Raw genomic sequence first — 19,081 nt, 5'->3', positions numbered from 1 at the left:
GAAAATAAATGACACCAAATCAGTACACTCCAGAAGAACCAATTTCATCAATTGCAACAGCTCTTGCGCCAGCCGCTTTGGGTATTGTTCGTGTTTCGGGAAAGGGGTGTATTGAACTGGTAAGCAAGGTATTCAGCAGACCTAAGGCATTGCTGGAGGCCCCGGGGAACACCCTGGTTTACGGGTGGATTCATGATGCTGATAAAAAAATAGACGAAGTCATGCTTGCCGTTTACCGTGCACCAAAAAGTTTTACCGGTGAAGATATGGTAGAGATTTTCTGCCATGGCGGACCTGCCGTTGTTACTGCAATTCAGAATCTGACGTTGAAGATTGGATTCCGACAGGCAAACCGCGGTGAATATACCTTCCGTGCTTTTATTAACGGTAAAACTGATCTTACCCGTGCAGAAGCTGTAAAAGAAATCATCGATTCGCATACAGATGTGTCGCGCTCTCATGCAGCAGGGCGACTTGCGGGCTCTTTATTTTCAGAAATCGATTCTATTAAAAAGCTTATCATAGATACGCTCGCCGCGATTGAAGTTGAAATCGAATACCCGGAGGACGAAGAAACCATCGCCGACTCCTTTGACCGCGGCGACATAGAAGCTGCGGCGAGCCGTCTCCAGGCTCTTGCTGATTCCTGGCGAGGTGAAAAACTGTATCAGGACGGAGCTCGTGTAGTTCTTGCTGGCCGCACTAATGCCGGTAAATCTTCACTGTTCAACGCAATCTTAAAGGAAGAACGCGCGATTGTAAGTGATATTGAGGGAACTACCCGCGACTGGCTTGAAAGCTGGGCAAGTATTAACGGAATTCCGGTTCGGCTTTTCGATACCGCCGGCCTCCGCGAAACAAGCGATGTAATTGAGGCTCAGGGTGTAGAAATCAGCCGCAGTCTTGTTCACGATGCGGATGTTGTTTTGTATCTTGTAGATTCTCAGAGCGGGCTCAATGATGAGGACCGTGAATTCATAGAAAACTGTTCTGAACCGCTTATTGTGGTTGAAACTAAGATTGATAAGGCTGCAGCTCCTGAAAAGAGTAGCCCGGATAATACGGGGCGTTGCGGGGTGTCCCCGCTGGAAGGGGTAGCGAGCAACGAAGTGCGAGCGAGGGGAAGCCTTTCCCCTTCTGTATGCCGAATCTCCTCAAAAACCGGAGACGGCCTTTCAGAGCTCTTTGCCAGAATTTCCGACATTTTAACAGCCGGCCTTTCAACAGAGCGCACTCAGGCGGGTTTGGGCTCGGCACGTCAGAAGGAAGCGGTATCGGCGGCCCTCGAAAGTGTACGACATGCCCTTGTAAGTGCCGACGACAATTACACTCTCGACGCTGTAGTCCAGGATCTTGAAGATGCTCTCGACTCTCTTGGCGAAGTAACCGGCGACGTAACTCCTGATGATGTCCTCGGAAGCATTTTCGCTAACTTCTGTGTTGGAAAATAATCGACTTTTTATTGTTATCAGAATATAATTAAGAAAAAAAATGATTACGAAGGACGGATTATTATGGATTTGATGAAGCTGCAGAATGGTAGTGATATTCGTGGTGTTGCAATTGAAGGAGTTGAGGGAGAAAATGTAAATCTTACTCCACAGATTGCAAAGCAAATTGGTTGTGCTTATGTTAGCTGGCTTGCAAAGAAGCTTGATGTAGATGCTACTTCTCTTCATCTTGGAGTTGGCCGCGATTCTCGTGTGACAGGCCCGGATCTTGCAGATGCTCTTATTGACGGTATGGTGAGCGCTGGCGCAACTGTTACAGATTGTGGAATGGCAACAACTCCGGCAATGTTTATGTCTATTGTTTTCCCGGAGACAAATTTCAACGGTTCTGCAATGATTACCGCAAGCCATCTTCCGTTTAACAGAAATGGTATTAAATTCTTTGATGATGATGGTGGCCTTGAACATGAAGATATTACAGAAATCCTGAATCTTGCAGGTTTCCTTAATCCTTCAAAAATCAATGTACCTGTAGAAAAACTGGATCTTCTTTCAATCTATGCTGAATATCTTAAGAATAAGATTGCTGATGGTCTGGCTGATCTTGGAAAAGGTGATAAACCTTTGTCTGGTCTTCACATTGTTGTGGACAGTGGAAACGGTGCTTCTGGTTTCTTTGTTGATAAGATTCTTCAGCCGCTCGGTGCTGATACAACTGGAAGCCAGTTCCTTGAGCCGGACGGAATGTTCCCTAACCATATTCCAAACCCTGAAAATAAACAGGCAATGGAAGCAATCCGAAGTGCTGTGCTCGCAAATAAGGCAGATCTTGGTTTGATTTTTGATACAGATGTTGACCGCATGTCTGCAGTTTTGAGTGATGGAAGCGAAATCAACCGTGACTCAATTATTGCGATGATTGCTGCAATTCTTGCTCCTGAGTATCCTGGTTCAACAATTATTACAGACAGTGTTACTTCGGATCGTCTTACATACTTCCTTCAGGATGTTCTTGGTCTTAAGCATCTTTGCTATATGCGTGGTTATAAGAACGTAATCAACAAGCAGAAGGAATTGAATGCTGCAGGAACAGTTGCGCCATTGGCTATGGAGACATCTGGGCACGGAGCTCTTAAAGATAACTACTTCCTTGATGACGGTGCCTTCCTTGCTGTAAAGCTTGTAATTGCATTGGCTCAGGCAAATGCACAGGGTAAAAAGCTCGACAGCCTTATTGAAAAGCTTCCTCCACTTGTTGAAGAAGGTGAATACCGCTTTAAGATTTCCGGAGAAAACTTTAAGGAATATGGACAGAGTGTTCTTGCTGAGTTTAAGAGACGTGCCATTGAGGCTGAGTATGAAATGCCAGAATCTTATGAAGGTGTTCGAATCAGTTTTAAAGGAGAAGACGTTCAGGGCTGGATGCTTTTACGTTTGAGTCTGCATGATCCTGTTATGCCTCTTAACATTGAAGGCGCACGTAAAGGTGATTTAGCAAAACTCGTAGAAATTGCAAAACAGTTAACAGACGGTTTCGATAGATTGGATAGAAGCTGTTTAGTATAAACCGATAAATGCCGTAACCGACTTCTCTGGTGCCATAATCAGGGTGTCCATAAGTGTAAGCCCGATTCTTGTACATGGCAGAAGCCGGAAAAAATCTCTCTGCACATCAAGAGGAACATCGCCGTAGCCAGGACTATAACGTGGACGAGTTTTTAGTCCTTGAGTTTCGGCGATTTTTTTTATTTCTGCATTTAATAAATCAACAACTTCTTCTATATACATAGCACCGGTAGCCTGCAGAATGCTTGCATAAACAGAGTCTGTAGAACTGTAACGGCGAATCAATGCATCTACCTGTGGTCCGATAGTTGCTGCCACAAGTGCAACCTTTGAGCAGTCTTTAAGATTTGCGCCGAGGTCTCTTGAGTGAAGAGTGATGTCGGCGAATTTGAGTTCTGTGGTAGTTTTGATGCATTCGCTTTGCGAGCACTCAACCACAGACAAATCAAATACCTCAAACACCGCCTGTGGCTTTATAACAGACTGCATCTCTTTTGCTGCTTTTTCCATCAGCGCTGAAACATCAACATCCGGTCCAGCTACCTTCCTATAACCAAGATAGCGTGCTACCTCTTTTAAGTCAGGTGAGAAATCTTTACTGTCAGGAAATAAAAAAGTTGCACTCATGGTTGGAAGTATAATCCATTTTTGATAAAATATAAATCATGGAAAATTACAAGAAAGAATTTATTGATTTTATGGTGCGCTGCGAAGTGCTTAAGTTCGGGTCGTTCACTTTGAAAAGTGGAAGACAGTCGCCTTTCTTTATGAATGCGGGTGGTTATGTGACCGGCGGGCAGCTTGCACAGCTTGGAAAATATTATGCTCAGGCAATTCACGACAATTTTGGTGATGATATTGATGTCTTCTTTGGTCCGGCTTACAAGGGTATTCCTCTTGCAGTTGTGACTGCCGTTGCCTACAGCGAGCTTTATGGAAAAGAAATTAAATACTGCTGTGACCGCAAGGAAGAGAAGGATCACGGTGCAGATAAAGGCGCAATCCTCGGTTATAAGATTAAGGATGGTGATCGCGTTGTAATTATTGAAGACGTTACAACATCAGGAAAATCTATTGAAGAGGTTTATCCGAAAATCAAGGCTCTCGAAACAACTTCGGGTAGCATCAAAATTGTTGGTGAAATCGTAAGTCTTAACCGCGAAGAGCGTGCTCCAGACAGCGAGAAATCTGCTCTCGAAGTAATTACAGAAAAGTATGGCTTCCCTGCACGCGCTATTGTTTCTATGAGCGATGTTGTTGATGCGCTTTATACAAACGGTGATAAGAAAGTAATTACTGATGAAATTAAGAAAGAACTTGATTCATATTATTCGCAGTGGGGCTGCAAATAAATGAATAAAAAAAGAATCTTTACATTATTTTTATTTATCAGTTTAATCTCTGCGTTATATGCACGTAAGCCAAAGACTTCTGAATCTCGATATCCAAAATCGATTGTTGCTCTGTCGCCAAGCGCAGCAGAAATACTTTTTACAATTGGTGCCGGAGACCAGGTTTCTGCAGTTAGTGAGTTTACTGATTTTCCTGTTGAAGCAAAAGCAAAGCCTGTTGTCGGTGGATTTGATGGAAAAACTCTGAGTATTGAAACAATCATGTCTTTCAAGCCGGATCTCGTTTATCTTACAGAGGGCATGCACAACTTTTTGATTTCGACTTTAGAGAGCAATGGTATTGCTTATTACGTTTCTAAGGGCGAATCTATTGCTTCTGTAGAAAAAGAGATTCTCGAGGTTGGTAAAATTACCGGTCATGAAAAAGAGGCTGCAAAAGTTGTAGATGATATGGAGAAAAAACTGAAGAAGGCTGCTGGTGCTGCAAAGAAGGATGGACCGATAAAGGTTTACTGGGAAGTCTGGAATGCGCCTTATATGTCTGCTGGTTCAACTTCGTTTATAAATGATGTAATTAAGGCAGCTGGCGGTGAAAATATTTTTGCTGATTTATCTGATGCATATCCAATGGTCAGTGAGGAAACAATTATTGCCCGAGAGCCTGCTGTAATTCTTATTCCTGCAAGTACTGGTCTGGAATCTTCGGCAGTGGGCTTGCGCAATGGCTGGGCAGATATTCCGGCAGTGAAGGGTGGACGTGTTTTTGTTGTAGATGATAATGTGTACACAAGACCAGGTCCACGTGTTGCAGATGTGGTTCTTGAACTTTCTGATTTGTTGAAGTAATGAAAAGAAAATCCCTGTGCTGGAAAATACTGTCATCAGTTCTCCTTATTATTTCTGTGATTCTAGCTCTTATGCTCGGTGCAGAAAAGGTGAGCCTTGCGGCAGTTTTTGGCCAGGGAGATAAATTTGAAAATATCATTTTATGGCAGCTGCGACTTCCTCGTGTGCTGCTTGTTTTTTTAACAGGTCTTCTGCTTGGTGGAAGTGGTGCAGTGTTCCAGTTATTTTTCCGTAATCCACTGGCTGAGCCGGGAATTATGGGAATCGGTTCCGGGGCTACACTAGGGGCGGTGATTGCAAGCATTGTGCCGGGAATCATGGCTCTTACTGGAAAAGGTGGAGTTGGGGCTTATATTTCACCGGTGAATCTTTGTGCTTTTGCGGGAGCCCTTGTTGCTGGACTTTTTGTGACCTCACTTGCATTCAGCCGGGGTGGAAGGTCATCTTCAGTAATGCTGCTCCTTTGCGGTACGGCGCTTGGAACATTGTATTCTTCTTTAAGTTCCATGCTGCTTCTTACCTGCAACAAAGAACTTCATTCTATTTATACCTGGATTCTTGGAAGTTTTAACGGACGTGGTTGGAACGAACTGCTGTTCATCCTGTTGCCTTCTGTAGTTTCTATAATTCTTATGTTTATTGTGTCGCGCCCGCTTGACTTACTTACCGGAGGCGAAAAATCAGCAGCCGCGCTCGGAGTGGAAGTAGACAGACTCCGTGTTCTTGTATTACTTTGCGGAGCTCTTGCTGTTAGTGCTGCAGTGTGTGCAGGAGGAACTATCGGTTTTGTTGGACTTATGGCTCCTCATATTGTCCGCAAGTTTCTTGGGCCTAAGGCACGTACTCTGGTTCCTTTCAGTATGATTTTTGGTGCAGCATTACTGCTGCTTTCTGATACTTTAGCTCGTGTGATTATTGCACCGGGTGAGCTTCCTGCCGGAATTATTACATCAATTCTCGGTGTGCCATTTTTCCTGGCATTGTGTCTTGGAGGAAGAAAATGAGTGAGAGCTTTGAAATTAAAAAACTTTCGGCAAGTTATGGTGACAAAGAAGTTTTAAGGGATATAAATTTTTCGTTGCAGCAGGGTAAGTTTGTTTGTCTTTGTGGACCAAACGGGGCGGGGAAATCTACTTTGCTGAGCGTGATGGCTGGTGTGAAGGATTCGGCCTTAAAAGTAAAAGGGGAAATAAAGTGGGTGAATTCAGATAACCAGAGCGTAGCTGAAGTCTCAAAACTGTCTCGCCGTGAATGTGCTCGTATTATTGCCTATATGCAGCAGAACGAATACTCGGAGTGGGATTTTAAGGTTCGTGATTATGTACTTCAGGGCCGGTATGTATATACTCGAAGCGGGCATTATTCCGCCGCGGATTATAAAATTGCCGATGGTGTTCTTGCGGACCTTGGTCTTTCTCTGTTTACAGACCGGTACATTCACAGCCTTTCCGGCGGAGAATTCCAGAAGGTCCGTCTTGCCCGTGCACTTGCTCAGACTCCGAAGTTTCTTCTCCTCGACGAACCGGCCGCAAACCTCGACTATGTTTACGAGCCGCATCTTATGCAGCTGCTTCGCGACACTGCCCATTCCAAAAATCTCGGAGTTCTCGCGACCGTCCACGACATCAACTTAGCTGCTCGTTTTGCCGACAGAATCATTCTGCTTCCTCCAAAAAAATCCGTGCTTTCCGGCGCTCCATCTGATATAATGAATACAGAGAATTTAAAGTATACATTTGGAGTTGATTTCGAATGCAAAGAAATAAAGTCTTTTCAATCATTACAATAGCTTGTTTTTGTTCAATTCTTCTTATTCCAATTGGACTTTCCCTCATGTGGTTTCAGACCTCCTGGAAGAAAAAGCGTAAAATAATTATTACTGCAGCAGGTTCTCTTTTGTATGTTGCGATTGTTGCTTTTGTACTTCTTCTCGAACCTTCTTATAACACTGGCGGTGTTTCTCTTCCGTTTAAATATTCCGGTGGTGAAACAGCTTATGATGCTCCTGCAACTCCAGGTCGTCCATCAAAAAAAGAAAAGAAAGTATCTCCTGCTTCAGATAAAAAACAGAAATCAGATTCAGAAAAATCAGAGCCTGAAGAAGAACGTGTTCCGCGTTCTGTAAAGAAACAGAGTGGTCGTACACTTGGCCGCGGTTTCTATTTCTTTCTGTTTTTCGTAATTGTAATGATCTTGATTTTATGGCGTAATTTCCGTTCAGCTGGAAAGAAAGAAGATTATGAAAATCCTTATGTAGATACTAATCTTTACAAGCTGCCATTAACAGATGATTCAAAAATGCCGCTTGTTCACTTTCTGCGTCTAAAGGCAAATCAGGGTGAAAAAATTCTGTATGCAACTGAAACTGTTCAAAAGGATAATGAAGGGGATTTTGTTGTAACTGATCAGCGTGTGGTAATTTTTTCAAAAACTGGCACTTCAGAGATTCCAATCTCTGCTCTTACTGCCGTGCTGTCAATTTCCAACAGTGTTATGCAACTTACCTCCAGCTCTCCGACGGAACAGAAATATTATATCTTCCTGCCAGAAAGCCAGATGAAGTTTGCTCTGGCGATTGTACGCTGGGTATATGGACGCCAGAGTCAGAATTAGCACTTTTTGAGTGCAGCTGAATAAGCGCGGTCTTCCGGCTGTTCTGCCTCGCGGTAGAGTATTGCTGTAAATCCGATAATTCGGACAAGTGTAGCATTACATTTTTCACAGGTTTCTGCTGTGAGTTCTTTTACTTCGTCTTTATATTCGTTGAACTTTACTTTGATGAGTTCATGAGAAGCAAGAGAATTGTCTACCATCTGAATAACACCCTCTGTAAGTCCGGCGCCACCAACAATTACAACCGGCTGAAGGTCATGTGCTTCTTTTTCGAGATATTTTCTCTGTTTACTGGTTAATTCAATCATGTGCTCTATTTTAGTGATTAAACGAGCTTCACGCAACCATACGGAGTGTCGCTGTAGGTTTTGAAGTCTTCGATAATGCGGCGGGCTTTTTCTGAGACCTCAGAGAGCCGATGCCCATTAACGAGAGGGTTTATATATCTCTGCTTTACCTTCAGGTTGATACAGAAATATTCCTTTTCATCCATCGGCTCTTCGATATGCTCAATAGACGTCATGGTGCGGAATGTTTTATATAGGCGAGGTAATAAAGTGGTTTCGGTACATCCGATGCGTGGACACTCAACCACCGCGTCCAGCCTCTCCATTACTTCCTTTTCACTCAGTGTCATAAAATCTTCTTCACTAAGAACACCTTCTTTTTCAGCAAGGTTTATAATCTGTCCAAGAAGATGAAGTGCAAGTTTGTTTTCATTCAACTGAAGAATATGACCTATCATACAAAAGTGTTCGCAATAAAGTTCTGCAATTTCAACATGCTGAAAGCCGAGTTCATCCTGTCCATCTTCATTTTTCAGAATTATCAGATCATTATAACAGCGGCGGATTTCATCCATTGTCCAGCTTCCATCCAGAGCCATTCCGGAAGGAAACATATATTCAAGGCGGTCTGCACTGAGTTGTGGAATCTCGTTATCGGCTATCGGGTAAATATGATAATCTTCAACCTGAGCGGGAGTCAGATCATCTTCTGCAAGCAGGCGGCCTAATTCTGCGTCTCCGCGGATTATTTGTGCGGTTGGTTCTTCAGTCGCTGTTTGTGTCAGCATATCTCCCTTACGAAAATCAGATACATGAGAAAAAACTGGTGTTGAAATATCGTGCAAAAGTCCTGCTATAGTCTGGGCCTTATCATGTGTAAAATGCCAGACAATCAGTGCAACACCTTTGCTATGGTCGAGGCGGGAATAAAAAAATCGGTTTCTGTAAAGAGGTGTCCAGTCGGTTCCGCAAAGCAGACCAACTCCAGCCAGACGCTGCATAACCGGCAGTTTTATATACCTGTCTAAAAAATCAGGATAATCAGATTTTGGGCAGAGGATTTCAAAATATTCGGAAATATCATATTTGACTGGGGCATGCTGTTTCAGCATTGTCTCCCAGTCGTATTGTGCGTAGTAATTACGCATTTTTAATCTTTACATCAAGCTGGTTGAATGGAATAGAAATTCCTGCTTCATCCAGTACTTTTTTGATTGCAATGTGGATGTCATTTCTTGTCTGAAGGAAATCAGCAGGTTTAAACCAGACTGCAACAACAAGATTTATACTGCTTGAATCAAAACCGTCAAACCAGACTGTTGGTTCCGGGTCCTTCAAAACTGTAGGGCAGAGCGCAGGAGCCTTTTTTAAGGTTTCAATTGCGAGATTCATATCAGTTGAATAATCAACGCCAACCTTTACTGTCCAGCGGCGCTTATTGTGATATGAGTTATTTGTAAGATTGCTGTTGATAATTGTAGAGTTCGGAATACGAACCATCTGATTATCAAAGGTATGAACACGGATAGAAAGAAGTTTTACTTCATCAACAATACCGGTTACATCACCAACAATGATTGTATCTCCAACGTGGATGGAACCTTCTGTCAAAACGAAAAGTCCGCTGATAAGATTGCTTACTGAAGTCTGTGCAGCAAAACCGATTGCAACTCCGGCAATTCCTGCAGCTCCCCAGATGGCTTTAAGATTGATTCCGAAAAGTCCGAGTACATAAAGTACAATGACTACATAACATATATAACGAAGGAATTTAACGACTATTGCTGCTCTCTGAGCCGGGAGTTTTGATTCCGGTACACGGCGGATAGCCTTGGCTATGAGACGGAACGCCAGCCATATTATGAAAAGAATCAGAAGGCTTCCTATCAATCTAAAAAGATTTTCCCATGTAAGAAAAGTCTTTATCCAGCTGAAAAACGATGTAGTTTTATCAAAGAAAATATCATTAGCAGCATTACTTGCCGCTTCACCAATAGAATTGATTTTATCGTTCATTCCTAAAATGTACCGCTGATTCCTGATGATTTCAAGTGTTACGATGGTTGAGCCTGTCGAAACTAATGTAGACTTCAGCTGTTATGCTTACACAAATCCTTTATCAGACATTCTTCACAATTAGGAGTTCTTGCAGTACAGACGTAGCGCCCGTGCAGTAAAATCCAGTGATGAGCATCGTGCAGAAACTCTGGAGGTATTCTTTCAAGCAGACTTTTTTCTACAGTTTCCGGTGTATTTCCTTCGGCAAGTCCGATTTTTGGGGCAACCCTAAGCAGGTGCGTATCGACCGGCATTGTAGGTTCATGAAAAATTACATTCAAAACTACATTTGCAGTTTTACGTCCAACTCCCGGAAGTGTCATAAGTTCTTCGCGGGTTCCCGGCACTTTACTGTCAAAATCATCAATCAGCTTCTTAGAAAGACCCATAACGTGTTTGGCTTTGTTTTTATAGAGTCCGATTGTTTTGATATAGGAAATGAGACCTCCTTCTCCAAGTGCAAGCATTTTTTCCGGAGTATCTGCTACCTTAAACAGAGCAGCGGTCGCTTTGTTTACGCCTTTATCTGTTGCCTGTGCACTAAGAACTACAGCAACCAGCAGTGTAAATGGATTTACATAATCCAGTTCAGAAACTGGAGCAGGATTTGCTTTTTTCCAGCGCTTGAAAGCTTCTGTCATTTCCTCTTTTGAAAGCAATGTCATATTTTCTACAATAATGAAAAATCAACAATATTTAAATAAAAAACTCGTAAAAACATCATTATAAGTTATACTTTTCCTGGAGGAAAAAAGATAGATAATTTTTATTCACTTGTAAAGGGAGAATATAAAACTTATGATTTAGGACCTTTCCATGTAGATTCTAAAAAGAATATCCCTATTCATGCTTACAACGTTAAAAATCAGCCTAAAAAAGAAGAAAAATTTACTCCAGAAGGCCGAATGCTTCTGGAGTATGGTCAGACTATTACTGTGAAACCGCAGCCTTAAGCTCGTCAACCTTGTCTGTATTTTCCCAAGGGAAGCCTTCGCGGCCAAAGTGTCCGTAAGATGCTGTCTTGCGGTAAATTGGCTGCTTAAGGTTCAGAGTCTTAATAATTCCTGCTGGTGTACAGTCAAATACCTTTTCTACAGCGGCTTCAATCTTGTTGCGGCTTACTTTTTCAGTACCGAATGTTTCAACCATGATAGAAACTGGGAATGGAACTCCGATTGCATAAGCAAGTTCTACCTCGGCGCGGTCTGCAAGTCCTGCTGCAACTACGTTCTTTGCAATGTAGCGTGCCATGTAAGCTGCTGAACGGTCTACCTTAGAAGGATCCTTTCCAGAGAAAGCTCCACCACCGTGGCGTCCCATTCCACCGTATGTATCTACGATGATTTTGCGTCCTGTAAGACCAGAGTCTCCATCAGGTCCGCCAATTACAAATTTACCAGTTGGGTTGATAAAGTATTTTGTATCACCTTTAAGAAGTCCTGTTGGTTCAAGAACAGGCTTAATGATTTCTTCGATGATTGTCTTTTTGATTGTATCGTAATCTACATCAGGATTGTGCTGGTGAGAAACAACTACAGTGTCGATACGGCAAGGTTTGTTGTTTTCATCATATTCAATTGTTACCTGAGATTTTGCATCAGGACGGAGCCATTTAATAGTTCCGTTGTGACGCAATTCATGAGCACGAAGAAGAATCTGATGAGAATAGTAAACTGGGGCAGGCATTAAAGCTGGTGTTTCGTTACAAGCATAACCGAACATCATACCCTGGTCTCCCGCACCCTGCTGACCTTCATATTCAGCAAGACCTGTACCTACAACGCCCTGGTTGATATCTGCTGACTGAGCATGAAGACGGTTCATGAAAATACAGTTAGCACCATCAAGACCAATTTCTGGAGCATTATAACCGATGTCCAAAGCAACGCCGCGGGCAATTTTTTCAACTTGAGCATTGAATTTCTTTGTGAACTCAGCATCAACCTTGATATTCTGGAAACCGATTTCACCACCAACCATCAAAAAGTCAGTTGTAGAGAAAGATTCACAGGCAACGTGGGCATCTTTGTCCAAAGAAAGACAATAATCGAGAACGGCATCAGAAACCTGATCACAAAGCTTATCTGGGTGACCTTCACCTACAGATTCAGATGTAAATAAATAATGATTGTTAGATAAGATAGACATATACGTCTCCTATTTAGCAAGAATTTTTCCTCTCATACGAGAAGAATTCCGCCCTGCAATTTGGATAAATCGGCGGAAACGACGATTATAAAATTTACATCTTAACTATATTGCATAAAATATAAAAATGCAATATTTTTACGCTATAGGGACGAAAAAAGGGGAAGGAGTCAATTAATTATGTCATTGAAAAAGTCTTTTTCAAAAGATAAGAAGACCTGTAAAGTTACATTTACTGTTTCAAAGGAAGCTGCTCAGGGAGCAAAAACAATAAACCTTGCCGGTGACTTCAATAGCTGGAGCAGTACTGATACCCCTCTTATCCTTGGAAATGACGGAAGTTTTTCTGTGACTCTTGAACTGGCTGCTGACCGTGAATATCAGTTCCGCTACTTATTAGACGGCTGCCGCTGGGAAAATGACTGGAAAGCCGACAAATATATCCCGGCTCCTTTCAGCAACGCAGATAACTCTGTTGTTGTTACACGCCAGTAGGCATTATTTATCAATAATCGTAAAACTAATCAGATTCTCGTTCTTTTCGCTAAATTCCTTTGCAATCTTTACAGCTTCAAGTTTATCAGGTGTTTTTACAGTATATGAAAGCTGCATAATGTTGTCTTTCGGATGAAACTGTGGATTCACATCATGAACAATAAAGCCATAGCTCTTCATGATATCAGCAAATTTTTCCTGAAAATCAAAATCAGAACCGGCAGTTGAAACCTGAATAATAACCGACTTTGTTTTAGCGGCCGGGAAAATCTTCTTTTCAACCTTATCCATTGTCAAAAGAATAATCAGAATGATAAAGAAGGTAATTACAGTTGGAATATAAAGGCCTGCACCAAAAGACATACCCAATGCAGATGTCATGAAAATGATAGCTGCAGTTGTAAGACCTCTGATGTTCAGACCAAGTTTAAGAATGGCACCTCCGCCAAGGAATCCGATTCCGGTAATAACACCGGCCGCAATTCTTGTAGGATCGCCGTTTACTGCTGGAGTTTCTGCCATATAAACGGAAAGAATAGAAAGCAGACAGCATGAAAGTCCCATAGAAACCAGGGTTCTGATTCCAACAATATGCTGATGGCTCTTTCGTTCAAGGCCAAGAATAAAGCTGCATACAAAACTTAATGCTAATCTGATTGTATATTCTATATAAATATTCATAAGGCCTACCTGAAGAGTGCAAAACCGGTCTGAAGTTTTCCTCCAACCTTATTCCAGGTTCCGGCTTGTTTTACAGTCTGTGGATTTTTCATTGTCCTTACAGTGTTCAGTGAGGAAACTGTCCAGTCTGCAATGGCATCTTCATTTTTATATAGTTCATTTGAATAGCTGCACTTAGCAAGAACAACAGAAAGATAATCTCTGTCTGCAACATTTGTAGAAAAACTTTCGGCAAGGGCACAGAAAGCTGCCTGTGCGGTACTTACAATTGTACTTGCAGGTACGAGTCCTACAGCTTTTGAAGAAATCAATTCATATTTAGAAGGATATTCTTTTACAAGGAATAAAACAGAAATCTTTTCTTTTCGCTGGTCAATTCTCTTTAAAAGTTCATTAGATGAATATAGAAAACCGCTAATCATGGAATCAATACCATTGGAAATATCTTCTGTACGGTCAAGTTCAAATTGTGAACAGAAGGTTGAAGCATCAAAATAAAAGATTGCTTCATCCAGATTTTCGAGTTTTGTTTCTGCCCTGATAATCACAGAGTGAGCTGAAACAGCCGAAGACTTATTCCAGGTTGTTGCATAAATCTTTTCTGATTCAAATTTTGCAGCATCGGCTTCAGATTTTGCAGTTCCAAATACTGAGCGTCCTGAATCTGCCAGTGCTTCTGCAAAAGCAAGCCCGTCTGGCAAATCCTTTCCAATTAACAGCGTGTTAGACATAATTTGATTATAACACACTATGGCATTGCAATCCATACTATGTTATAATGACTAACTATGAAAGTTTGGATTAAGTATTTGATTGGTGTTGCGTTAGGTATTCTTGCTGCTTTTATTCTTCCTACAGAAAATGCGGCTTTTGCAAATGCAATTGCATTTCTGACAGAATTATTTATAAGAGTGGGAAGATATGTTGTTGTCCCACTGCTTTTTACAAGTGCTATTGTTGCTGTTTCCAAGCTCAGAACTTCAAAACTGCTTCTTAAAACAACAGGATTAACTGTACTTATAATCGTAGCATCATCACTTATTCTAACTCTTGTAGGCCTTGCTTCAATTCTGATGGTAAAACTCCCACGTATTCCAATTACGGTTGATGTAGCAACTGAAGCATTTTCGATTGATGTAAAAGGTTTGATTCTTTCTCTTTTCCCTTATTCAGGATTTGAAGCACTTCGTGAAGGTTCGTTCCTTCTGGTTTCTCTTGTTTTTGCTTTCATAATTGGCTGGGAAAGTGCATCAGAAGAAGTTGCTTTTAAGCCTGTTTATGCACTTTCAGATGCTCTTTCAGATCTTTTCTATAATATTGCAAACTTCTTTACTGAAATCCTTTCAATTCTTTCTATTGCAATTGTCTGCTACTGGACTATGGATTTCCGTAAGGTAATTGAGCCTGGAATCTTTACTCCAATGGTAATTATGTTCCTGGTTGATTTTGTGATTGTGGCTGGAATAATCTATCCTCTTATTCTGCATTTTGTATGTCATGATCCACATCCTTATAAGGTTTTGTATGCAAGTATTGCACCGCTTATACTTTCTTTCTTTAGTGGCGATTCAAATCTTGTAATTCCTCTTGCAAACCGCCATCTCAGTGACAGTCTTGGAATTCGTCGTCGTTGCCGAGGCTTTACTTATCCTATGTTCTCTATTTATGCACGTGGTGGTTCTGCTCTTGTTACAACAATATCTTTTATTTTGATATGGCGTTCATATTCAAGTTTGAGTATTCCTGTAACTGATATTCTCTGGATTTTTGGTCTTTCATTCGGACTTTCCTTCCTGCTTGGTGGAATTCCTGCTGGTGGAGCTTTTGTACTGCTTACTATTTTGTGTTCAAAATATGCACGTGGTTTTGAAACAAGCTTCCTGCTTTTAAAGCCGGCTTCAATGATTATCTGCTCGTTTGCAGCTGTTTTTGATACACTTACTGCAATGGTTGGCAGTTATATTGTAGCTGTAAAGACTAAGACTATAGAGCATCACTCAATAACACATTTTATTTAATTTTATAACAATTTATTAGGGTTTTATATTGTGTTTTCGTATTTTTACGATATAATTAAACCCTAATAAAGAGGCTTGGTTTGGGAATATCTGTCAATGAAATTGTAACAGGAAGAAAAACCTTTTTTATTTTACCGGATACATCTTTAATGCCGGAAGCCTACCTGGAAGAATATTTTGCACTGGGATATGAATGTTATTATGTTCCTTTTGATAAACGCGTAAATATTCAGAAAAAGGTTAAGGTAATAACATCTCTTTTTAAAGATCTGATTATTTTCTTTAATATTGATTATGAACTTCCTGGTTTGGATTGGGAAGACTATATTCATGATTATATTCAAGAATATGATAATGCAAGTTCAGTAGGAATCCTGTATACAAAACGTCAGTCAAAACTTGAAAAAAATCAGCTGGAACGTAAATATCTTTACGAATATGGCTGCCGCTGTGGTTGTATTCAGCTTGAATATCAGAAAAATAATAATTTTGACTTGATTAGAAGAATTTTGTTTGCAAACCAGGCTCAGGGACGTCGAAAGACAATTCGTGCCTTGTGTTCTTCTGCCTGTACTTATACTTATTACAAGGGACAGAATTATAATGATCCGGTAACAGGAAGTCTTCAGGATATAAGTCTTTCTCATTTTACTATTCTTGTACCAGATGATAAATTAGAACTTAAGCTTTACGAGAAGATTCAGGATATTCATTTTAATCTTAAGGGCTTCCTTTTCCGTTCTGGTGCAATTCTTGCTATGGAACGTTCTGTGAATGGCGGAATGCTCTATGTTTTCTCTTTTATAAACTCTAATGGTACTGCCGGACTTGATGATAGAATCCGTGAACAGCTGATTCCGGCGCTTTATAGAATTCTTTCAAATAACTGTAATCAGCTTCTTGATATGACTTATGCAGAAACTCCGGATGATGTTCCTCCAGAAGAATCTGAAGACGAAGAAGAAACAGAATAATGCCTGAAACCCCGAATATGTTTCGGGGCTTTTTTTTTGTCTTGCCCGACTATCTTCTTTTCACTACAATTACTCCCACTATGGAATTTACACAAGAAACTATCGACGCACTTTCGGTTAACGAAGTGGAAATTATGAAAAAAATCGCTGCAGAGCTGAATATCCGCGTGCAGCAGGTGAGTGCAGTTATCAGCCTGGTTGAAGAAGGATGTACAATCCCTTTCATCAGCCGCTACCGCAAGGAAAAGCATGACAATCTTGATGAGGTTCAGGTTCGCGACTGTGACCACCTCTATAAATCATATCATAACCTTGAAGACCGCCGCCTTGAAATTGTAAAAGGCGTTTTTGCTCAGGGAAAACTCACAGAAACTCTTTATAACGCAATTATGTCTGCCACAACTATGACAGCATTGGAAGACCTCTGGGCTCCGTTCAAGAAAAAGAAGAAGACCCGCGGTATGGTTGCTGCAGAAAAAGGTCTCGAGCCATTGGCAGACTTTATGCTTGCAGACAACGATGACGCTGCAGTTGAAAAAGAAGCAGAAAAGTTCGTAAAGACTGATAATGAAGATTCTGCTTTGAATGTTGAGTCTGCCGCAGATGCCCTCGCTGGTGCAAAAGATATTATTGCAGAGCGTGTAAGCCAGGAAACTGCAAACCGCGAAACAATTCACGATCTTTATATGAGAACCGGAACAATCAAAACAAAGGGTATTGTTCCAGAAGGACAGGACGCTACTGTTGCCGAGAATACTTCTACTTACAAAATGTACTGGGATTACACAGAGCCTTTGAACGAAGTAAAACCACACCGCATTCTTGCTATCAACCGTGGTGAACGCGAAGGTGCTCTTGAAGTTACAATTGATGTTGATGTTGATTCAGCAGTTGCAGCTCTTCAGAGAAAAGCAACTATCAGCAATAAATATCATAAAGAAGCAATTGAAGATGGCGTTGTACGTTTGCTCAGCCCTGCCGTTGTTCGCGAAATCCGCAGTGACGAAGCAGACGAAGCTGATGTTCACGGAATCGGTATTTTCAGCGAAAACCTCAAAAACCTTTTGATGACACAGCCAATTAAGGGAAGCCGTGTTCTTGGTGTTGACCCTGGTATCCGTACCGGTACAAAGTGTGCAGCTCTTGATGAAACCGGTAAGTACCTCGGTTACTTTAAGTTCTTCCAGGTTACAGACCCGGACGGTTCTTACAAAATGATCAATGACGCCATCGATAAGTATGATATTCAGGTTGTTGCTGTTGGTAACGGTACCGGCTCGCAGGAAGTTCAGGCTATCGTTAGCAAGGTAATCAGCGATAACTATAATGATGTAGTTTATACAGTAGTTGATGAATCTGGTGCTTCAGTTTATTCGGCAAGTGATATTGCCCGCGAAGAGTTCCCGGACCTCGACCTTACAATCCGTGGTGCCATTTCTATGGGCCGCCGTCTCCAGGACCCACTTTCAGAACTCGTTAAAATCGACCCTAAAGCTATTGGTGTCGGTCTTTATCAGCACGATGTAAATCAGAAAAAACTTGCTGAACAGCTTGATGAAGTTGTAGGTTCGGTTGTAAATAACGTTGGTGTAAACCTTAATACTGCCAGCTACTCACTCCTCAAGTACGTTTCTGGTATCAATTCAACTACTGCAAAGAAGATTGTTGCTTACCGCGACCAGAACGGAAAGATTAAGAGCCGTGAAGACCTTAAAAACGTTCCAGGCCTTGGTCCTAAGGCCTTTGAGCAGTGTGCCGGCTTCCTTAAGATTGCAGAAAGCTCTGATCCACTTGATAATACCTGGGTTCACCCTGAAAACTACGATGCAGCACGCGAAGTTCTTCCATATATTCAGAACAAAGAAAAGGTTCCTGCTGATCTGATTAAAAAACTTGCAGAAAAATATAATATCGGCGAAACAACTGTAAAAGACATCGTAGAAGAGCTTCAGAAGCCAAACCGCGACCCTCGCGATGGCTATCCAGCTCCAATCATGCAGAAGGGTGTTTTACAGTTCGAAGACCTTAAAGAAGGTATGAAGGTTACCGGTAAAATCAAGAACGTAGTAGACTTTGGTGCCTTTGTTGATATCGGTCTTCATGAAACTGGTCTTGTTCACCTCAGTGAGCTTAGCGACAGCTTCGTAGAAAACCCTATGGATGTTGTAAAAGTAGGTGATGTTCACGAGTTTACTATTATTGAACTGGACCGCGACCGTCGCCGTATCGCCCTTTCTCTTAAGAGTGATGCTGCAAGCCGTGCTGGAACTGGTCAGAAGAGTACAGCTCGCCGTGAACCATCTGCTGGAGCAGGTGCTTCAGGTAATGGTCGCCGTGTTGTTGTAGTAAAGAAGAGTGGAGCATCAGGAAATGCCGGCTCACAGCCACGTCGTGACGATAACCGCCGCAGTAATAACAACTACAATTCTGGCAGCGATGATGGTATGAGCTATAATCCATTTGCAGCCTTCTTTAACAATAAAAAATAATTTTTTGAAAAGTGTTTATTTTGTAGACCTCGCGTGTTATAATACCTAGGTCTACAAATAGACAAAAATTAATAAGATAAATTTAAGAATATAAAAAGTCCGT

General features: G+C 41.5%; 19 protein-coding genes. 11 read left to right on the top strand and 8 right to left on the bottom strand.

What is annotated here, in order from left to right; translation table 11 throughout:
• Positions 1–8 precede the first annotated feature (8 nt).
• Together mnmE and AABJ44_RS13570 are read left to right on the top strand one after the other, a co-directional pair.
• Positions 9–1,451 (top strand): tRNA uridine-5-carboxymethylaminomethyl(34) synthesis GTPase MnmE, encoded by a 1,443-nt coding sequence (gene mnmE / locus AABJ44_RS13575; protein ID WP_338369579.1) that lies wholly within the window; start codon positions 9–11, stop codon positions 1,449–1,451.
• Between the two features lie 63 nt (positions 1,452–1,514).
• The gene (locus AABJ44_RS13570; RefSeq protein WP_338369578.1) at positions 1,515–3,017 is read left to right on the top strand and encodes a phosphohexomutase domain-containing protein; all 1,503 of its coding nucleotides are present in this window, start codon (positions 1,515–1,517) and stop codon (positions 3,015–3,017) included.
• Here the strand turns inward: AABJ44_RS13570 and AABJ44_RS13565 are convergent.
• The gene (locus AABJ44_RS13565; RefSeq protein WP_338369577.1) at positions 3,009–3,644 is read right to left on the bottom strand and encodes a hypothetical protein; all 636 of its coding nucleotides are present in this window, start codon (positions 3,642–3,644) and stop codon (positions 3,009–3,011) included. The two genes, AABJ44_RS13570 and AABJ44_RS13565, sit on opposite strands and share 9 nt — an antisense overlap.
• Positions 3,645–3,682: 38 nt before the next feature.
• Here AABJ44_RS13565 and pyrE point away from each other — a divergent pair, with 38 nt between their 5' ends.
• Genes pyrE through AABJ44_RS13540 form a run of 5 tightly spaced genes read left to right on the top strand, consistent with a single transcriptional unit; the run spans position 3,683 to position 7,828 of the window.
• The gene (pyrE, locus tag AABJ44_RS13560; RefSeq protein ID WP_074643911.1) at positions 3,683–4,369 is read left to right on the top strand and encodes an orotate phosphoribosyltransferase; all 687 of its coding nucleotides are present in this window, start codon (positions 3,683–3,685) and stop codon (positions 4,367–4,369) included.
• The gene (locus AABJ44_RS13555) at positions 4,370–5,215 is read left to right on the top strand and encodes an ABC transporter substrate-binding protein (protein ID WP_338369576.1); all 846 of its coding nucleotides are present in this window, start codon (positions 4,370–4,372) and stop codon (positions 5,213–5,215) included.
• The gene (locus AABJ44_RS13550; protein ID WP_338369575.1) at positions 5,215–6,219 is read left to right on the top strand and encodes a FecCD family ABC transporter permease; all 1,005 of its coding nucleotides are present in this window, start codon (positions 5,215–5,217) and stop codon (positions 6,217–6,219) included. The genes AABJ44_RS13555 and AABJ44_RS13550 overlap by 1 nt, the downstream gene beginning before the upstream one ends.
• On the top strand, positions 6,216–7,004 hold the full coding sequence (locus AABJ44_RS13545) for an ABC transporter ATP-binding protein (protein ID WP_338369574.1): 789 nt from the start codon (positions 6,216–6,218) through the stop codon (positions 7,002–7,004). Before AABJ44_RS13550 ends, AABJ44_RS13545 begins: the two co-directional genes overlap by 4 nt.
• A complete protein-coding gene (locus tag AABJ44_RS13540) occupies positions 6,968–7,828 on the top strand; it encodes a hypothetical protein (protein ID WP_074643921.1) in 861 nt (286 codons plus the stop codon). The genes AABJ44_RS13545 and AABJ44_RS13540 overlap by 37 nt, the downstream gene beginning before the upstream one ends.
• Here AABJ44_RS13540 and AABJ44_RS13535 read toward each other — a convergent pair.
• The 5 genes from AABJ44_RS13535 to metK all read right to left on the bottom strand — a co-directional run bounded on the left by AABJ44_RS13535 (position 7,825) and on the right by metK (position 12,321).
• Positions 7,825–8,136 carry a YhbY family RNA-binding protein gene (locus AABJ44_RS13535; RefSeq protein ID WP_338369573.1) on the bottom strand — a complete coding sequence of 104 codons (312 nt, stop codon included), beginning with the start codon at positions 8,134–8,136 and terminating at the stop codon, positions 7,825–7,827. The two genes, AABJ44_RS13540 and AABJ44_RS13535, sit on opposite strands and share 4 nt — an antisense overlap.
• 17 nt (positions 8,137–8,153) lie before the next feature.
• Positions 8,154–9,227: an HD domain-containing protein gene (locus AABJ44_RS13530; protein ID WP_338369572.1), complete on the bottom strand. Its 1,074-nt coding sequence runs from the start codon at positions 9,225–9,227 to the stop codon at positions 8,154–8,156.
• A 28-nt stretch (positions 9,228–9,255) separates the two neighbouring features.
• Positions 9,256–10,131 (bottom strand): mechanosensitive ion channel family protein, encoded by an 876-nt coding sequence (locus AABJ44_RS13525; protein WP_338369571.1) that lies wholly within the window; start codon positions 10,129–10,131, stop codon positions 9,256–9,258.
• A gap of 74 nt (positions 10,132–10,205) precedes the next feature.
• Positions 10,206–10,838: an endonuclease III gene (gene nth / locus AABJ44_RS13520; RefSeq protein WP_338369570.1), complete on the bottom strand. Its 633-nt coding sequence runs from the start codon at positions 10,836–10,838 to the stop codon at positions 10,206–10,208.
• A 265-nt stretch (positions 10,839–11,103) separates the two neighbouring features.
• Entirely contained in the window at positions 11,104–12,321 is a 1,218-nt protein-coding gene (metK, locus tag AABJ44_RS13515) for a methionine adenosyltransferase (RefSeq protein WP_338369569.1), read from the bottom strand.
• Positions 12,322–12,501: 180 nt separating this feature from the next.
• On the opposite strand from metK, the gene AABJ44_RS13510 reads away from it, so the two are divergent.
• The gene (locus tag AABJ44_RS13510) at positions 12,502–12,816 is read left to right on the top strand and encodes an isoamylase early set domain-containing protein (RefSeq protein ID WP_074643933.1); all 315 of its coding nucleotides are present in this window, start codon (positions 12,502–12,504) and stop codon (positions 12,814–12,816) included.
• 3 nt (positions 12,817–12,819) lie between these two features.
• On the opposite strand, the gene AABJ44_RS13505 is transcribed toward AABJ44_RS13510, so the two are convergent.
• Both AABJ44_RS13505 and AABJ44_RS13500 read right to left on the bottom strand, forming a co-directional pair.
• Positions 12,820–13,497, bottom strand: a complete 678-nt coding sequence (locus AABJ44_RS13505; protein ID WP_338369568.1) for an MgtC/SapB family protein — start codon at positions 13,495–13,497, stop codon at positions 12,820–12,822.
• 5 nt (positions 13,498–13,502) lie between these two features.
• Positions 13,503–14,228 carry a hypothetical protein gene (locus AABJ44_RS13500; RefSeq protein WP_338369567.1) on the bottom strand — a complete coding sequence of 242 codons (726 nt, stop codon included), beginning with the start codon at positions 14,226–14,228 and terminating at the stop codon, positions 13,503–13,505.
• Between the two features lie 57 nt (positions 14,229–14,285).
• Between AABJ44_RS13500 and AABJ44_RS13495 the strand changes: the two genes are divergently transcribed.
• The 3 genes from AABJ44_RS13495 (at position 14,286) to AABJ44_RS13485 (ending at position 18,978) form a co-directional block, all read left to right on the top strand.
• On the top strand, positions 14,286–15,515 hold the full coding sequence (locus AABJ44_RS13495; RefSeq protein WP_338369566.1) for a dicarboxylate/amino acid:cation symporter: 1,230 nt from the start codon (positions 14,286–14,288) through the stop codon (positions 15,513–15,515).
• Between the two features lie 80 nt (positions 15,516–15,595).
• Complete coding sequence (locus tag AABJ44_RS13490) at positions 15,596–16,489, top strand: hypothetical protein (RefSeq protein WP_338369565.1); 894 nt, start codon at positions 15,596–15,598, stop codon at positions 16,487–16,489.
• Positions 16,490–16,569: 80 nt separating this feature from the next.
• Positions 16,570–18,978: a helix-hairpin-helix domain-containing protein gene (locus tag AABJ44_RS13485; protein WP_338369564.1), complete on the top strand. Its 2,409-nt coding sequence runs from the start codon at positions 16,570–16,572 to the stop codon at positions 18,976–18,978.
• Positions 18,979–19,081: the final 103 nt, after the last annotated feature.

Origin of the sequence: Treponema bryantii, from assembly GCF_036492245.1 — a bacterium.
In the GTDB taxonomy this organism is placed as follows: domain Bacteria; phylum Spirochaetota; class Spirochaetia; order Treponematales; family Treponemataceae; genus Treponema_D; species Treponema_D bryantii_C.
The sequence above is the reverse complement of the archived record's forward strand: the minus strand, read 5'-3'. Positions and strand labels throughout refer to the sequence as shown.

Coding starts and splice junctions, on each gene's coding strand:
- mnmE (WP_338369579.1), top strand. CDS start 9: ATGACACCAAATCAGTACACTCCAGAAGAACCAATTTCATCAATTGCA.
- AABJ44_RS13570 (WP_338369578.1), top strand. CDS start 1,515: ATGGATTTGATGAAGCTGCAGAATGGTAGTGATATTCGTGGTGTTGCA.
- AABJ44_RS13565 (WP_338369577.1), bottom strand. CDS start 3,644: ATGAGTGCAACTTTTTTATTTCCTGACAGTAAAGATTTCTCACCTGAC.
- pyrE (WP_074643911.1), top strand. CDS start 3,683: ATGGAAAATTACAAGAAAGAATTTATTGATTTTATGGTGCGCTGCGAA.
- AABJ44_RS13555 (WP_338369576.1), top strand. CDS start 4,370: ATGAATAAAAAAAGAATCTTTACATTATTTTTATTTATCAGTTTAATC.
- AABJ44_RS13550 (WP_338369575.1), top strand. CDS start 5,215: ATGAAAAGAAAATCCCTGTGCTGGAAAATACTGTCATCAGTTCTCCTT.
- AABJ44_RS13545 (WP_338369574.1), top strand. CDS start 6,216: ATGAGTGAGAGCTTTGAAATTAAAAAACTTTCGGCAAGTTATGGTGAC.
- AABJ44_RS13540 (WP_074643921.1), top strand. CDS start 6,968: ATGCAAAGAAATAAAGTCTTTTCAATCATTACAATAGCTTGTTTTTGT.
- AABJ44_RS13535 (WP_338369573.1), bottom strand. CDS start 8,136: ATGATTGAATTAACCAGTAAACAGAGAAAATATCTCGAAAAAGAAGCA.
- AABJ44_RS13530 (WP_338369572.1), bottom strand. CDS start 9,227: ATGCTGAAACAGCATGCCCCAGTCAAATATGATATTTCCGAATATTTT.
- AABJ44_RS13525 (WP_338369571.1), bottom strand. CDS start 10,131: ATGAACGATAAAATCAATTCTATTGGTGAAGCGGCAAGTAATGCTGCT.
- nth (WP_338369570.1), bottom strand. CDS start 10,838: ATGACATTGCTTTCAAAAGAGGAAATGACAGAAGCTTTCAAGCGCTGG.
- metK (WP_338369569.1), bottom strand. CDS start 12,321: ATGTCTATCTTATCTAACAATCATTATTTATTTACATCTGAATCTGTA.
- AABJ44_RS13510 (WP_074643933.1), top strand. CDS start 12,502: ATGTCATTGAAAAAGTCTTTTTCAAAAGATAAGAAGACCTGTAAAGTT.
- AABJ44_RS13505 (WP_338369568.1), bottom strand. CDS start 13,497: ATGAATATTTATATAGAATATACAATCAGATTAGCATTAAGTTTTGTA.
- AABJ44_RS13500 (WP_338369567.1), bottom strand. CDS start 14,228: ATGTCTAACACGCTGTTAATTGGAAAGGATTTGCCAGACGGGCTTGCT.
- AABJ44_RS13495 (WP_338369566.1), top strand. CDS start 14,286: ATGAAAGTTTGGATTAAGTATTTGATTGGTGTTGCGTTAGGTATTCTT.
- AABJ44_RS13485 (WP_338369564.1), top strand. CDS start 16,570: ATGGAATTTACACAAGAAACTATCGACGCACTTTCGGTTAACGAAGTG.